Origin of the sequence: Cupriavidus sp. 2TAF22, from assembly GCF_052115045.1 — a bacterium.
Classification (GTDB): Bacteria; Pseudomonadota; Gammaproteobacteria; order Burkholderiales; family Burkholderiaceae; genus Cupriavidus.
In genome coordinates this window covers 45,034-60,319 of the sequence record NZ_JBFRFX010000041.1, presented here as the reverse complement: position 1 = coordinate 60,319, position 15,286 = coordinate 45,034, and the positions used below count along the sequence as shown (strand labels likewise).

The 15,286-nt window shown below is 67.1% G+C and carries 14 protein-coding genes; 8 read left to right on the top strand and 6 right to left on the bottom strand.

What is annotated here, in order from left to right; all coding sequences use genetic code 11:
- From AB4Z48_RS32990 to AB4Z48_RS32965, 6 genes are all read left to right on the top strand, one after another.
- A partial coding sequence (locus tag AB4Z48_RS32990; protein ID WP_441621828.1) for a phosphatase PAP2 family protein occupies positions 1–422 on the top strand: 422 nt, incomplete at its 5' end.
- Positions 419–1,108, top strand: a complete 690-nt coding sequence (locus AB4Z48_RS32985; RefSeq protein WP_441621826.1) for an ABC transporter ATP-binding protein — start codon at positions 419–421, stop codon at positions 1,106–1,108. The genes AB4Z48_RS32990 and AB4Z48_RS32985, both read left to right, overlap by 4 nt.
- The gene (locus AB4Z48_RS32980) at positions 1,105–1,902 is read left to right on the top strand and encodes an ABC transporter permease (RefSeq protein ID WP_441621824.1); all 798 of its coding nucleotides are present in this window, start codon (positions 1,105–1,107) and stop codon (positions 1,900–1,902) included. Before AB4Z48_RS32985 ends, AB4Z48_RS32980 begins: the two co-directional genes overlap by 4 nt.
- A 33-nt stretch (positions 1,903–1,935) precedes the next feature.
- A complete protein-coding gene (locus tag AB4Z48_RS32975; protein WP_441621822.1) occupies positions 1,936–2,607 on the top strand; it encodes a response regulator in 672 nt (223 codons plus the stop codon).
- Complete coding sequence (locus AB4Z48_RS32970; protein WP_441621820.1) at positions 2,604–3,920, top strand: ATP-binding protein; 1,317 nt, start codon at positions 2,604–2,606, stop codon at positions 3,918–3,920. Before AB4Z48_RS32975 ends, AB4Z48_RS32970 begins: the two co-directional genes overlap by 4 nt.
- On the top strand, positions 3,917–5,698 hold the full coding sequence (locus AB4Z48_RS32965; RefSeq protein ID WP_441621818.1) for a glycosyltransferase family 39 protein: 1,782 nt from the start codon (positions 3,917–3,919) through the stop codon (positions 5,696–5,698). Before AB4Z48_RS32970 ends, AB4Z48_RS32965 begins: the two co-directional genes overlap by 4 nt.
- A gap of 53 nt (positions 5,699–5,751) precedes the next feature.
- On the opposite strand, the gene AB4Z48_RS32960 is transcribed toward AB4Z48_RS32965, so the two are convergent.
- From AB4Z48_RS32960 to AB4Z48_RS32940, 5 genes are all read right to left on the bottom strand, one after another.
- Positions 5,752–6,516 carry a fumarylacetoacetate hydrolase family protein gene (locus AB4Z48_RS32960; protein WP_441621834.1) on the bottom strand — a complete coding sequence of 255 codons (765 nt, stop codon included), beginning with the start codon at positions 6,514–6,516 and terminating at the stop codon, positions 5,752–5,754.
- 93 nt (positions 6,517–6,609) lie between these two features.
- Entirely contained in the window at positions 6,610–8,058 is a 1,449-nt protein-coding gene (locus AB4Z48_RS32955) for an MFS transporter (protein ID WP_441621816.1), read from the bottom strand.
- Between the two features lie 112 nt (positions 8,059–8,170).
- Positions 8,171–9,697, bottom strand: coding sequence for an amidase family protein (locus AB4Z48_RS32950; protein WP_441621814.1), 1,527 nt, complete (start codon positions 9,695–9,697; stop codon positions 8,171–8,173).
- 104 nt (positions 9,698–9,801) lie between these two features.
- Positions 9,802–11,106 carry an MFS transporter gene (locus AB4Z48_RS32945; RefSeq protein ID WP_441621812.1) on the bottom strand — a complete coding sequence of 435 codons (1,305 nt, stop codon included), beginning with the start codon at positions 11,104–11,106 and terminating at the stop codon, positions 9,802–9,804.
- A 118-nt stretch (positions 11,107–11,224) separates the two neighbouring features.
- Positions 11,225–12,445, bottom strand: coding sequence for a pyridoxal-phosphate-dependent aminotransferase family protein (locus AB4Z48_RS32940; protein ID WP_441621810.1), 1,221 nt, complete (start codon positions 12,443–12,445; stop codon positions 11,225–11,227).
- A gap of 180 nt (positions 12,446–12,625) precedes the next feature.
- On the opposite strand from AB4Z48_RS32940, the gene AB4Z48_RS32935 reads away from it, so the two are divergent.
- Positions 12,626–13,345: a GntR family transcriptional regulator gene (locus tag AB4Z48_RS32935; RefSeq protein ID WP_441621808.1), complete on the top strand. Its 720-nt coding sequence runs from the start codon at positions 12,626–12,628 to the stop codon at positions 13,343–13,345.
- A gap of 103 nt (positions 13,346–13,448) precedes the next feature.
- Complete coding sequence (locus AB4Z48_RS32930; protein ID WP_441621806.1) at positions 13,449–14,135, top strand: aspartate/glutamate racemase family protein; 687 nt, start codon at positions 13,449–13,451, stop codon at positions 14,133–14,135.
- A 101-nt stretch (positions 14,136–14,236) separates the two neighbouring features.
- Here the strand turns inward: AB4Z48_RS32930 and AB4Z48_RS32925 are convergent, their stop codons facing one another.
- Complete coding sequence (locus AB4Z48_RS32925; protein WP_441621804.1) at positions 14,237–15,175, bottom strand: LysR substrate-binding domain-containing protein; 939 nt, start codon at positions 15,173–15,175, stop codon at positions 14,237–14,239.
- Positions 15,176–15,286 lie beyond the last annotated feature (111 nt).

Below are 15,286 nucleotides of genomic sequence, written 5' to 3'. Positions count from 1 at the left end.
CGGCGGCGCTGGGCGCTGTGTGCGCCGCCGCGCTCGGCGCGCTGCTGCCGATGCCGCGCCCGTTCATGGCGGGTATCGGCCATACCTACCTGGCGCATGCCGCCGACGCCTCGTTCCCGAGCGACCACGTCACGCTGCTGGCCACGCTCGGCTTCGTCCTGGTCCGCGCGCGCAGCGCCGGCTTGCGCGTGAGCGGAGCCGGCCTGCTGGCGGCCGCGGCCGCCACGGGCTGGGCGCGTGTCTACCTCGGCGTACACTTTCCGCTGGACATCGCCGGCGCGTTCGCGCTGGCGGCGTGTTGCGCGGCCATCGCGGCGGGCGCGTCCACCCGCCCGCTGCTTGCCACGCTCACGGCGCGTGCCGAGCAGCTTTACCGATACGTACTGGCCAGACCGATCGCGCGCGGATGGCTCAACCCATGACACTGGGAGACCCGATGGCGCCCGTTGCGCAGCGTGCCGCCGGCAATGGCGTGCCCTCCCCTGTGTTTGCCGTGCCTCCCGCGGCCGCCAGCCTGGTCGTCAGTGGGGTGGTAGGCGTCGGGCGCGGGCCGTTCAGCCTTGCCGTGGAGCCTGGCCGCTGCGTGGTGCTGTCCGGCGCTTCCGGCGCGGGCAAGAGCCTGCTGTTGCGCATGATCGCCGACCTCGACCCCAATCGCGGCGATGTCAGGCTGGGCCTGGTGCCGCGCGAAAGCATGAGCGCGCCGGCCTGGCGGCGCCAGGTCATGTACGTGGCGGCGGAGTCCGGGTGGTGGGGCGACGACGTGCTCGACCACATGGAAGATGCGGCGGCGGCACAGGCACTGCTGGCCCGCCTGCACCTGCCGCCGGACATCCTGCAGGCCGCCACGGCGCGCCTGTCCACCGGCGAGCGGCAGCGCCTGGCCCTGATCCGCGCGCTGGTGCGCCGGCCGCGCTTCCTGCTGCTTGACGAGCCGACCTCGGCGCTGGACGCCACCGCCACGCTCGCCGTGGAAGCCCTGCTTGACGATTGCAAGGCGCAGGGACTCGGGCTGCTGGTGGTGTCGCACAATCCCGCCCAGGTCGCGCGGCTGCAAGACCGCCACTACCGCCTCGGCGCCACCGGGCTGGAGGCGGTGCCGACATGACCCCGATCCCGCTCTCGGCCTACGATCTGGCGCTGGCCAGCCTGCTTGTGCTCGGCGGCGCCGGGGCATCGCTGGCCATGTCGCTGGGCGTGCACCGGAGCCTGCTCTGGGCCGCCGGCCGCATGGTAGTGCAGTTGCTGCTGGTCGGCCTGGTGCTGCGCACGGTGTTCGGCCTGTCCTCGCCGCTGGCGACCGCGCTGACCGTGACGGCCATGATCGCGGCCGCCGCGCGCGAGGTAGGCAGCCGGCAGGAGCGGCGCCTGGCGGGCCCCTGGCATGCGCTGATCGGCGCCGCCGCCGTGAGCCTGCCCACTCTGGTGGTGACCGTGCTGGCGCTGACCACGGCGTTGCGCCCCACGCCCTGGTACGACGCCCGCCATGCCATCCCGCTGGCCGGCATCATCCTCGGCAACGTCATGAACGCCGCCAGCCTGGCGCTCAACGGCGCCTTTACCGCCGTCTGGCATCAGCGCGCGGCGATCGATGCGCGCCTGGCGCTGGGCGACGACCGCCATGCCGCGCTGCGCGTGATCGTGCGCCAGGCGGTGCGCAGCGGTATGCTGCCCACCATGAACACCATGGCCGCGGCCGGCATCATCACCATGCCCGGCATCATGACCGGCCAGATCCTGGCCGGCATGGACCCGATCGCCGCGGCGCGCTACCAGATCCTGCTGATGTTCCTGCTCGCCGGGGGCAGCATGCTCGGCGTGATCCTGGCCGCCACGCTGGCGGTGCGGCGCCTGACCGACCACCGCCAGCGCCTGCGCCTGGACCGGCTGCAGCGGCGCTGACGGCGACCCATCAACGTACAAAGGACCCCTGCCATGCGCCTGCTGCTGGTGGAAGACGACCCGATGATCGGCGAAAGCGTGGAGGAAGGCCTGCGGGCCGAAGGCTATGCGGTTGACTGGGTCAGGGACGGACGCCTGGCCGATGCCGCGCTGGCCGCCAATGCCCCCGGCACCTACGACGCCATGCTGCTCGACCTGGGCCTGCCCGGGCGCTCCGGCGAAGACGTGCTGCGGCAACTGCGCGCGCGCGGGCTGGCGCTGCCAGTGCTGATCCTGACCGCGCGCGACGCCACCGCGGACCGCGTGCGCGGACTCGACGCCGGGGCCGACGACTACCTCGTCAAGCCGTTCGATCTAGACGAACTGTTTGCCCGCATCCGCGCGCTGCTGCGCCGCAGCGCCGGGCGCATCAGCAGCGAGCTGGCCCATGGCCGCGTGCGCCTGGACCCGGCCACGCGGGAGGTACGCTGCGCGGGCGAGATCGTCGCGCTGTCGATGCGCGAGTTCATGGTGCTGCAGGCCCTGATGGAACAGCCCGGCCATGTGGTCTCCCATGAGCGCCTGCGCGAAGCCGTCTACAACATGAACGAGGAAATCAGCAGCAATGCGGTGGAAGTCCATATCCACGCGCTGCGCAAGAAGCTCGGCGCGGACTTCATCCGCAACGTGCGCGGTGTCGGCTACAAGCTGGGAGGCTCGGCATGAGGACGATCCGTGCCCAGTTGCTGGCCGGCCTGCTCGGGGCGATGCTCATGTGCGCCCTGGTGGYGGGCGCGGGCGCATACTTCAAGGTAAGGCGAGAAGCCAGCGAGGTCTTCGATGCGCAACTGGAGCAGGCAGCGCGCATACTGCCGCCACACCTGGCGAGCGAAACCACGCCGCCGCTGGGCGACCACGAACTGGACGAGGAGATCGTGGTACAGGCCTGGGACGTACAGGGCCGCCAGGTCTACGCCTCGCATCCGATCTCGCTGCCGCGCGCGGACCTGCCGGGCTTCCATGACCTGCGCGCGCAAGGCCGCGAATGGCGCATCTACGGCGCGCACGTCGGCGAGCGCTATGTGCAGGCCGCGCAATCGCTGGTGTTTCGCCGCAAGCTGGCGGCCTCGCTCGCGCTTGGCGCACTGCTGCCCATTGTGGTGCTGGTCCCGGTGCTTGGCCTGCTGATCCACTTCGTGGTGCGGCGCTCGCTGCGCCCGGTGGAGGAGATCGCGCGCGCGGTCGGCAGCCGCTCGGCCGACAGCCTGGCGCCGCTCGACGACAGCGGCCCGCCTGAACTGGTGCCGGTGGTGGAAGCGCTCAACGCCCTGCTCGACCGGCTCAGGCAATCGATGGACACCCAGCGTGCGTTCGTCGCCGATGCCGCGCATGAGTTGCGCACACCGCTCACGGCGCTCAAGCTGCAGTTGCAGCTCGCCCTGCGCGCCGACAGCGCTGACAAGCAGAAGCTGGCGCTGGCCAAGCTGGGCGACCGCCTGGACCGCACCACCCACCTGGTGGCGCAGCTGCTGACGCTGGCGCGCAGCGAGGACAGTACCTCCGCGGCCCAGTCGCTGGTCGGCGACGTGCGCCTGCACGACGTGGCCGTGCAGGTGGTACGGGAGCTGCTGCCCATGGCCGAAGCCAGGGAGGTGGACCTGGGCCTGGAAGCCCGCGACCCCGAATGCCGGGTGCGCGGCGTGGCCGGCGATCTGTTCATCCTGCTGCGCAACCTGGCCGACAACGCGATCCGCTACGCCGGCGCCGGCGGCCGGGTCGACCTGCGCATCGAGCTGGCCGATGGCGCGCCCGTGCTGGCCGTGACCGATACCGGCCCGGGCATCGCGCCGGCCGAGCGCGACAATGTGTTCCGGCGCTTTCACCGCGGCAATGCCAGCGACGCGCACGGCAGCGGGCTGGGCCTGGCGATCGTGCAGAACATTGCCACGCGCCATGGCGCCACGGTGCGGCTGGAAGACGGCCCGGCGGGCCGCGGCCTCACCGTGGCCGTGGTGTTTCCGGCGCAGGGCAGCGCATGAGCGATCACAAGCATCCGATGCAAGACCGATCTCCCACTCGCGTTCACACCGAGGTTCACCCCGAAGATCACGCCAACGCGCAACCCCGCGGACCCGAGTGGCTTGCCCGGCCGGTGGCGGGCCTGCCGGCCGGCATCTGGCTGCTGGCAGGCCTGGCGGTGCTGCTGCTGTGGTTCGGCACGCTCGGCGCCCGCCACCTGCTCAGCTCCGACGAGGGCCGCTATGCCGAGATCTCCCGCGAGATGTTCGCCACCGGCGACTGGGTCACGATCCGCTACAACGCGCTGAAGTACTTCGAGAAGCCGCCGTTCCACATGTGGGTCACGGCGCTGTCGTACACGCTGTTCGGCGTGGGCGACTGGCAGGCGCGCCTGTGCGTGGCGCTGTCGGGCATGGTGGGGCTGGTGGCGTCGATGTTCGCGGCGGCCCGCTGGTACGGCAAGCGCGCGGGCCTGCTGACCGGCCTGGTGCTGGTGGCCGCGCCGATGTGGAGCGTGGCGGCGCATTTCAATTCGCTGGACATGACGCTGTCCGGCGCCATGGCCTGCGTGCTGGCCTTCATGCTGGTGGCCCAGCATCCCGCGGCCACGCCGGCGGCGCGCCGCTACTGGATGTGGGCATGCTGGGTGGCGATGGGCGTGGCCATCCTCAGCAAGGGGCTGGTGGGCATCGCGCTGCCCGGGCTGGTGCTGGTGGTCTACACGCTGATTTCGCGCGACGTCGCCCTGTGGAAGCGTCTGCATCTCCTGACTGGCATCGCCTTGATGCTGGCGGTCACCGTGCCGTGGTTCTGGCTGGTATCGGCGCGCAATCCCGAGTTCCCGCACTTTTTCTTCATCCACGAACACTGGCAGCGCTATACCTCAACCGTGCATTCGCGCGGCGGGCCGGTCTGGTATTTCGTGCCGCTGCTGGTGGCGGGATTCCTGCCCTGGCTCGGGCTGGCGCCGCGCATGTGGGCGGTGCTGCGCGACGACCGCGCGGCGGCGCGCACGGCGACGTCACGGCAGTTCCGCCCGCCGCTGCTGCTGGCGGCCTGGGCCGGCGCGATCTTCGTCTTCTTCAGCCTGTCGGGCTCCAAGCTGCCCGGCTACATCGTGCCGGTCTTCCCCGCCCTGGGCATGCTGGCCGCCATTGCGCTCGAGCGCATCGACGACCGCGGCTGGCGCCGCCAGGTCAGCGGCATGATGGCGATCATGGTGGTCGGCCTGCTGGCCAGCCCGGTAGTGGCCACGCTGCATTCCAACCACACGGCCAACGCCGACTACCGCCGCTACGCGGTCTGGGTGGCGGCCGCGTTCGTCGTGATGCTGGCAGGGCTGTGGCCCGCCCGCCGGCTCCTGCGCACCCATGGCCGGATGGCCAGCATGCTGGTGTACTCGCTCGCCTTGTTCGCCGGATTTACCACGGCGCTGCTCGGGCACGAATCGATCGGTGGCCCGGCCTCCGGCGCGAACCTCGTGCCGGCGATCCGGGCCGTGCTCACCGACGACATGCCGATCTACGGCGTACGCACGCTGGATCACACGCTGCCGTTCTACCTGCGCCATGCCACCGTGATGGTGGAGCACCCGGACGAACTGGAGTTCGGCACGCAGCAGGAGCCGGAAAAATGGCTGCCGACACTCGATGCCTTCATCGCAAAATGGCAGGATGGCCAGCATGCCGTGGCGATCATGTCGCCCGAAACCTACCGCCTGCTGCAAGAGCGGAAGGTGCCGATGTCCAAGATCGGCGAGGACAAGCGCCGGGTGGCAGTGAGCAACTTTGCGCCGTAGGATCGCCTGATCCGGCGTCTGTGCTGGCCACGGGGGCGTGTCCTCAGCCCTCCTCAGAGCTGGACCGAGGCGTGTCCGATGCCATCGAACTCCGCGGTCACGAGGTCGCCTTCGGACGCGTCGAGGATGCCCACCCAGGTGCCAGTGGTGACAACCGTACCAGCCTCCACGCGTCGTCCCTCGCGCGTGGCGTGGCGCAGCCACGCAAGCAGTCCGTAGGCCGGATCGCCGAGCGCATGGGTGCCGCGGCGCTCGGTCGCTTCGGTGCCGATCTGCACCCGGCAACGCTGGGTAGCCCAGTCCCGGCCGACATAGTCACGCCACTCTCCGAGCACCAGTGCGCCATGTGACTGCAAGTCGGCGAGCTTCAGCAGGGCTGGCGCGGCCACGTACTGCTGCCAGCGCGAATCGACGACTTCAATGGACACCGCCATCGCATCGACCAACGCCCCCGCGCCGGCGCGGTCAAGACTGGCCGCTTGCGCGGCGTCGACGCTGCGACCGATCCGCAGCGCAATTTCAGCCTCGATGCCGCGCCTTGTGAAGGGCCAGTCGCCGGCCTGCGCGGGACTGGCCCACACGCCGGCTGACGGCAGCTGCGCATGTGTCAGCGTCGCGTCACGCGAAGCACCCCCGGATTTCCAGTAGGCGGTGCCGGCGTCTTTCCAGCCCAGCGAACGCGCCACGATCGCCTGAACGGCATAGGCCTGGTCGGCGTTTTCAAGTGCGGTGGCGAAAAGCTCCGCATCGGCGCAACGGCGCTCGCCCCGCGCGCTGAGCAGCGCCTGCGCAACCCGGTCGATATTGGATGATGTCATGCGTTCAAGTACCTCTTCAAATGTGATGAATATCGCCTTCAGCGCCGCTCGCCGGCGAGCGTGCAACGCGCGCTGCGGCGAGCGGACCGGCTTTCACGACCGGATTGCACTCGCTGTACTGCCATCGACTGCCGGGCCGGCTTCGTCGTCGGCGGCGGTCTCACCCATGGCGCGCCCGAAGGTTTCCGGCGCGAACTGCACGCTCAACGCAAACACGGCGTACATTGCAGCGAGCATGCTGAACATGCCGCCAACACCATGGCTTTCAAACACGCGGCCACTGACCAGCGGCGTCAGCGCTCCCGCCAGCGTGCCAAGCGCCAGGATCACCGAGGTGCCGAATGCGCGCACATGGGTCGGATATTGCTCCGGCGCGAAGATCCAGATCGAGGTGTTCAGCAACACCACACAGAACGTAAAGGCGGCGCCAAATAGCAGCACCAGCGCTACGTTATAGGTCAGGAAGCCGAAGCACAGCCCGGCCGCGCAGGCCAGCCCCGCGCCGACCGTCAGCACGCGCTTGCGCGGAAAGTGATAGCCGCAGTATGACGCCGCCAGCGCGCCAAACAGACTGCCGCTTTGCATCACCATGGTAAAGAGAAAGCTCTTCGAGATGGTGTAGCCCTGCGACATCAGGATGGTCGGCATCAGGGTCAGCACCGAGATCTGCGCGCCGTAGGTCATCGATACCGCAATGCCCAGTGCGATCGTGCGTCGCCCCAGTCGCCCCCTGAAGATATCGCTCAACCGCACCTTGGTGCGCGGGGCGTCGTCCTGCACCGCAGCCTTGATATAAGGTGTCGGCTCCCCGTCGAGCTTGCCCAGGCGGCCGGACGCGAGGACCGACAGCACCCGGTTAGCTTCATCCACGCGCCCCTTGGACAGCAGGAAGCGCGGCGTCTCGGGGATAAATCGCCGGTAGAACACGACAAAGAACGCCGGCAGCACCAGGCAAGCAAACAGCCAGCGCCAGCTGTCCGGCCCCGGGAACAGGGCGAACACGGCCAAGCCGAAGGCCGGGGCCAGCATATTGCCCAGGCCACCGCTGCCCACGCTGACCATCCCTACCGCGGTACCGCGGAAGCGCGTCGAGCACAATTCGGCCAGCATGGTCACGGCAATGGAGATTTCGCCGCCGAGGCCGATGCCGACAATGAAGCGGCCCGCCGCCAATACCCCATAGTTGGGTGCCAGCGCGCAGATGATGGCGCCCAGCGTGAACAGCAGCAAGTTCACGCTCAGCATCGTGCGCCTGCCGTAGCGGTCCGCGATATAGCCGGAGCCGATGCGCCCCAGCGCGGCGGCGCTGAAGGTCAGCGTATTGAGGAAGCCAATTTCCGCGACCGAGATTCCCCACTGCTCTCGCAATATGGGGCCGACCAGGCCAACGGCGTTCTGCTCGAAGACGTCGAACATCACCCCCAGCATGATCAGGAAAATGATCTTCTTGTGCGAGGCCGTTACCCCGATGCCATCCATGGCCCGGTCGAGTTCGTGCTGCTGTGGGGAATTCGGCGATTGAACTACAGTTTCTGCGCCCATCTTTGTCTCCTCCTCGTTGCGAGGGTGTCGCGGTATGTCCGCGACCTTGTCGCCGCCGTGTCCGGCGGGCGTTTGTAGAGCAGCGATAAAACTTCGTTCCGACGGCTGTTCGCTATGCCAGCGCTGGTGTCGAGTGCGGTGGCCGGCGCGCGCGCAACGCCTGCTCCGCGGCAAAGGCAAGCCGTATCAGCACGGGTTCCGTGAAAGGGAGGCCAAAGAACTCCAGTCCGACCGGCACGCCCTGGCGTGCATGGCCGTCCGGTGCCGAAAACCCGGCCGGAATGACAATGGCCGGAAAGCCGGTGGCCGATGCGAGCACACCATTGCGCTCTGCCTGGGTCTCGCCAACCGGCACCACCAGGCGCCGCTGGTGCGGAAACGCCAGAGCGTCGAGCCGATGACGCGCCATCAGGTCCTGCAGCCGCTCGCGCAATGCCTGCTGGCGCCGCAGCCGCTCGCGGTACTCGCGTTCCCGACCGCTCAGGGCAGCAGCGGTAACCAGCGTTCCCGCCACGCTCGGATGGACCTCCCCCGCGGCGATGATGTCCTTCATCGAGCGCACTGGCACGCCGGGTGCCATCCCCTTCAGGTAGGCGTCGAGATCGCGCTCCATCTCGTAGTGGTGCACAAGCGTGGAGGCCAGCAATTCGTCCGGGCTGATGGCGTCTTCAATCGCGACGAGCTCGGCGCCCTGGGCAGCGATCACCGACAGCGCTGCCTGCATGACGGCGTTGACGGGACGGTGCACCTCCTGGTCGCCGAAGAAATGGCGCAGCACGCCGATGCGCGCGCCCTTGAGTCCATCGCGGTCAAGGCTTGCGGTGTAGCTCGCCGGAATGTGCGGCGCGCCCACGCTGGTGACCGGGTCGGCATCGTCATAGCCGGAAATGACATCGAGCAGCCGCGCCGTATCGGCGACGGTGCGGGTGATCGGGCCGATGGTGTCCTGCGTCAGCCCGCACGGGACCAGCCCCGACCGGCTGACCAGCCCCATGGTCGGGCGCAGGCCAACCAGGCTGTTTGCAGAGGCCGGCGAGCGGATCGAATTGACGCCGTCGGTGCCGATGCCCAGCAAGCCGAAGCTGGCGGCGATGCCGGCGCCGGTGCCGCCGCTGGAACCGCCAGGCGTGCGCGTCAGGTCATAGGGGTTCAGGGTCTGTCCAGCCAGGGTGCTGACCGTCTCGCCTCCCGAGGCGAGTTCATGCAGGTTGGTCTTGGCCAGGACGATGGCGCCGGCCTCGCGCAGGCGGCGGATGACAAAGGCATCGCCGGCGGACAAATTTCCGCGCAGGCAGGCGGCGCCCGCAGTGGTTGCCATGCCATCGCATTCGATGTTGTCCTTGACCAGCACCGGGATGCCGTGCAGGGGCGCAAGGGCCTGTGACGGGTTGCGCCCGGCGATGGCGTCGATGCGCGCGGCCTCTTCCAGCGCGAGCGGATTGCATTGCAGGATGCTGCGCAGCATGGGACCGCTCTGGTCATACGCCGAAATGCGGTCCAGGCATTCGCGCGCCAGCTGGAGCGCGGTCAGCCGGCCCTCCCGCATCGCGGCATGCGCGCTGGCAACGGTAGCTTCCACCACGCTGAACGGGGCGTGATGTCGCGGGCCGTCCGGCCCCGGTTCGTACGAGTTTGTCATGAGAGCTTCCATGCGCCGGCAAGGGCGCGCGAAGTGTTGACGAAGGTTGCTGTGGTGCCGGGGATGCGGAGCCAGGGCGCAACGCCCGCGCCCCGCATCACCTGCTATCGGTTGACCAGCTTGGCGGGCAGCGTCCAGATCGCGAAGGCGCCAAGGATCAGAATCCCGGCGATCATGTAGTAGGCGCTATTGCCGCTCTGGGTCACGTCGCGGAGGTAGCCGATCATGTAGCCGCTGGTAAAGCCGGCGAGATTGCCGATCGAGTTGCTCATGGCAATCGCCGTCGCCGCCGCCGCGCCGCTGAGGAATGCCGTCGGCAAGGACCAGAACAGCGGCGTGCAGGTCAGGATACCGGCTGCGGCGATCGACAGGAACACCAGGGACAGCGCGGTGCTGTGCATGACCCAGGGCAGTGCCAGGAAACCGATCGCCCCCATCATGCAAGGGATGATCAGGTGCCAGCGCCGCTCGCGGTGCCTGTCGGCGCTGCGCCCGAAGTAGTACATCGCGACGATCGCCGCCATATAAGGGATGGCGCTCAGCAAGCCGATATGGAAAGGGTCGCTGACACCGGTCGACCTGATGAACGTGGGCAGCCACAACGTGATGCCGTACTGGCCCGTGACATAGCAGAAGCAGATCAGGCTGATCAGCCAGACGCGAGGGTCGGTGAATACCTTGCCGACGCGCGCCTGCGGATCCGCCGCCTTGACGTCCTCGGTCTTTGCCTGCTCGAGGACTTGTTTCTCTTCGCTGGTCAGCCACTTTGCCTTGGCAATGGAGTTGTCCAGGTAGTAGAAGCAGAAGCATCCGAGCAGGACTGCCGGTACCGCCTCGATGAGGAACATCCACTGCCAGCCGCTCCAGCCGGCCACACCCGCCATGCCGCCCATCAAGTACCCGGACAGCGGATTGCCGATGATGCCGGACAGCGGCGAACCCATGCAGTAGATGGCCATGATCTTGGCGCGCCGGTGTGACGGGTACCAACACGACAGGTAGTACACGATGCCCGGCGTGAAGCCGGCTTCGGCCAGCCCCAGCAGGAAGCGCAGCGTGTAGAACTGGGTTGGCGTCTGCACGAACGCGAAGCACGCGGAAAGCAGCCCCCACGTGATCATGATCCGGCCGATCCAGATCTTGGCGCCAAACTTGTGCAATGCCAGGTTGCTCGGCACTTCGAACAAGAAGTAGCCGATAAAGAAAATCCCGGCGCCCAGCCCGTAGACGGTTTCGCTGAAGCCCAGTTGCTGCGCCATCTGCAGCTTTGCAAAACCTACGTTGACACGATCGAGATAAGCGATCAGGAAGCAGACCATCAGGAATGGCACAAGTCGCCAGCTCACCTTGCGATATGTCGCATCCTCGAACGTCCTGATCTTTGCTCCCGCCTGCAGTGTTGTATCCACAGCGTCTCCTCTGTTTTTTGTCAGGTACGGCAGTGCTGCGCTGATCCGTTGCGATCCGTCCCGGCAGGCGCGTTGGGCACGCGTGGCGCCCGCCCCTGTCCGGGATGGAGTGGCTACGTCAGGCCGCAGCCTTGAGCGGCAGCGGCGTGGCGTGCGCGGCGAGATAGTCCATGGCGGCCACAGTGCCGCTTGCCGCGACCGGCACGCCCGACATCTTCAGGCCCATTTCGCAGCCGGCCAGCGTGGCCATCAGCGTGAGGTCGTTGCAGTCGCCCAGATGGCCGATGCGGAACATGCGGCCCTTGACCTTGCCGAGGCCCGCGCCAAGCGACATGTTGAAGCGGTCATAGATGTTCCGGCGCACCAGGTCCGCATCGACCCCGTCGGGCATCATCACGCCGGTGAGCACCGGGCTGTAGACCGCCGGGTCAGCGCACTGGATCTCCAGGCCCCAGGCACTGACCGCGCGCCGGCAGGCTTCGGCCAGGCGCTGGTGGCGGGCAAACACCTGGTCCAGCCCTTCCTCCAGGATCATGTCGAGGGCTTCGGACAGGCCATAGAGCAGGTTCGTGTTGGGCGTATAGGGCCAGTAGCCGGTGCGGTTCATCTCGATGATCTCCTCCCAGCCCCAGAAGCTGCGCGGCAACCGGGCCGCGCGAGACACTTCGATGGCCTTGGGCGACACCGCATTGAAGCTGATGCCCGGCGGCAGCATCAGGCCCTTCTGCGAGCCTGACACGGTGACGTCCACGCCCCACTCGTCATGGCGGTAGTCGGCAGACGCCAGCCCCGAGATGGTGTCGACCAGCAGCAATGCCGGGTGCCCGGCCGCGTCGATGGCGCGGCGCACGGCGGCGATATCTGAAGTCACGCCGGTCGAGGTTTCGTTGTGCACCACGCACACTGCCTTGATCGCATGCGCGGTATCGGCGCGCAGGCGGGCTTCGATCATATCGGCCTGGACCCCGTGACGCCAGCCTTCCACCCCGGGCAATCCGAGGAACTCGGGGCGGATGCCGAGGTTTTCGGCCATCTTCTTCCACAGCGTGGCGAAGTGGCCGGTCTCGAACATCAACACCGTGTCGCCGGGACTCAGGGTGTTCGACAACGCCGCTTCCCATGCCCCTGTGCCCGAAGCCGGATAGATCACCACCGGCTGCGCAGTCTTGAAGATTTTCTTGATGCCCTCCAGCACCTTCAGGCCCAGGGCGCCGAATTCCGGCCCGCGATGGTCAATGGTCGGGTAGCTGATGGCGCGCAGGATGCGATCGGGCACCGGGCTCGGTCCGGGGATCTGCAGGAAGTGACGGCCGGCCGGGTGGAAGTTGAGATTCAGCATTTGACTCCTCCTTTTGAGTTTTGAATGCAAAATACTTTACCAGACAGACTTCACGAAGGAAGCGGCAATTTGCGTAGTGTTTACCCCGGCATGCCATATACGGCGCGGGTTTACGCGGATTTTTGAGTTTCGGTTAAGCGTCTGCTAAAATCGCATGCAAACGCCAAGAGGGAATTTTGAATGCTAAAACAAGAGGTCCAAGTGATGGATTCGCCGGCCCTGGTCCTGCCTAAGGTTGAACGCCAGCGCCTTCACGACACGGTGGTCGCTCACCTGCGTTCATTCATCGTCGAGGGGGTTCTGGAGCCGGGCCGCAAGCTCAATGAACGCGAACTCTGCGAGACCCTCGGCATCTCGCGCACGCCGCTGAGGGAGGCACTGAAGGTGCTTGCCGCCGAAGGGCTGATCGATATCTCGCCCAATCGCGGCGCGACCGTATCGCGCCTTACTACCGACGAGATACTGGATACCTTTGAACTGATGAGCGGCCTGGAAGCCTTCTCCGGCGAGCTGGCCTGCGAGCGCATCACGGCCGTCGAACTGGCGGAAATCAAGGCCCTTCACTATGCGATGCTGGCATGCCGGGCGAACGAAGACCTGCCCGGCTACTACCGCCTCAATCACCAGATCCATGACCAGATCAACCTTGCGGCACGCAACACCGCGCTGCGCCAGACCTATCTGTCGGTGAACCGGCGGCTGCAGGCATTGCGCTTTCGCTCGAACTACCAGAAGCCGAAATGGGACAGCGCCATCCACGACCACGAAGAGATGCTGCTTGCCCTGGAAACCCGCGATGGCAAGCGGCTTGCCGCCATCCTGCGCCAGCACTTGCTCAACAAGCGCGATGCGGTGCTGTTGATCCAGGCTGGCGCGGCCGGCGGCACGCCGCAGGCCTAGAACGCCAACGCCGGGAGCAGGCCATCTGTCGCGCGGCGTGCCTCTCAGGACGACCGCTTTGAACTTACCAGCGTCTTCTACGACTACTGACAACGCCAGCCCCATGCGAATCGCCCTCCTGAACCCCAATGCCAGCCAGCACATCACCGACCGCATGCTTGCGCAAGCCAGGCGGGCGACCGGCGACACATGCGAGATTTTCGGCTTGACCAACGCCGCGGGCCCCGCGGTTATCCGGTCGCGGGTGGACAATGCCGCGTCAATCGATGGCCTGCTGAAGATGGCGCGGACGCTGGATGCCAATGTCGATGCAGTGATTCTCGGGGTTTCGATGGACACGGCCCTTTACGCACTGCGGCAAATGCTGACTGTCCCCGTCGTTGGAACGACCGAAGCGGCCCTGGCCACGGCAAGCATGATAGGCGGCAGGATCGGACTGTTGACGATCGGCCCTGCCTTGACGCCGTTGTACCGCGAACTGGCGGCCTCATACGGTTATGCCGGGCGCGTGGCTGGCATCCGCGGCATCGAAACGGCGGCCCCATATGGCGCCGGACTTGCGGACGAGGCCGGCGCAATGATGCTCGATGCGGTGATGTCGCTCAGCCGGGAAGACGGTGCGGACGTTGTCGTCACCGTGGCCGCTGCGTTATGCGGGTACGTACCGGCGATCGCCGCCCAGGCAGACGTGCCGCTGCTTGACGGCATCGCTTGCGCGGCCGTGCAGGCAGAGGCGCTCGCAAAACTAGGTCCTCGCAAGGCTGCCTACGGCTCGTTCGCCACGCCCTGACGACTGAACCGGCTGGCGGACACGGACCTGTGCGTGCGCGCTTGGAGTGCTCCTCCGCAACCGGTTCGTCGACCTTGTAACCCTGCGATCCCCGCCCTGTCTCACCGGGCCGCCGCCCGCAGCGCCGCCATGAACTGCTGCATGGCCTCCGACGGCAACTCATGCTTGCGGATGACAATGCCGTAGCTCGACATGGCGCGCCGGATCGGCACCGGCACGTGCGCCAGCATGCCTTCCGCGACGAAGCGCTCGACCACGGCGCGCGGCTGCAGCGAAAGCATATCCGTCGCCTGCAGCAGTTCCAGCGTGGAAAAGATCGATGGTGTCTCCACCATGCCGACCAGGCCCTGGATGCCCGCCGCCGCGACGGTTTCATCAAACAGTTGCCGGATGGCGGTGCGCTGCGGATAAAGGATCCACGGCCATGCGCCGATGTCGGCAATTTCCAGCCTGGGCCGGTCCAGCAAGGGATGTCCCGGCCGGCAGACGACCCAGACCGGCTCTGGTGACAGCGCCTCGAAATCGAAGATCGCCTGGTGCCGTGGCTCGGTGAGCCGCCCGACCATGATGTCCAGCTTCCGGTCTTCCAGCCAGATCGCGAGCTGGTCACTGCTCTGCTCGATCAGCTTGACGACCAGCCGCGGGCGCTGCTGCAGGATCTCGCGGATCGCCGTAGTCACCACCTGCGCGGCCGACGCCGAAATCGCACCAACGGTGAGGTGGCCGTGCCCGCCGGCTCGCAGCGCTTCCAGTTCGCTCACGAACTTGCCGAGCTCGGCCAGTGCGGTCGACGCGTAGCGCAGCGCGAACTCGCCCAGTTCGGTCGGGCGCATATCCCTTGGCAAGCGATCGAACAGCCTGGCCTGCAGGGTGTCTTCAATGTCGCTCAGTATCTTGGTGGCAGCCGGCTGGGAAATATGCAACTGCTCGGCCGCGATGCGCAGGTTGTGGCTGCGTCCCAGCACATCCAGCAGCTGCAGGTGCCGGAAACGCAGCTTGGCGAGCACGGCGGAAGGGGCGGAAGCAGTTTGTCTGGGCATAAACGGGGTAAACCCGGTCGAATCAATAACTAAACGGAATTGATTCTACCCAATAATCGATTGGATGTTTATCGGACTGCCACGTAGAGTTCCATCCAACGCCGCGGTGAT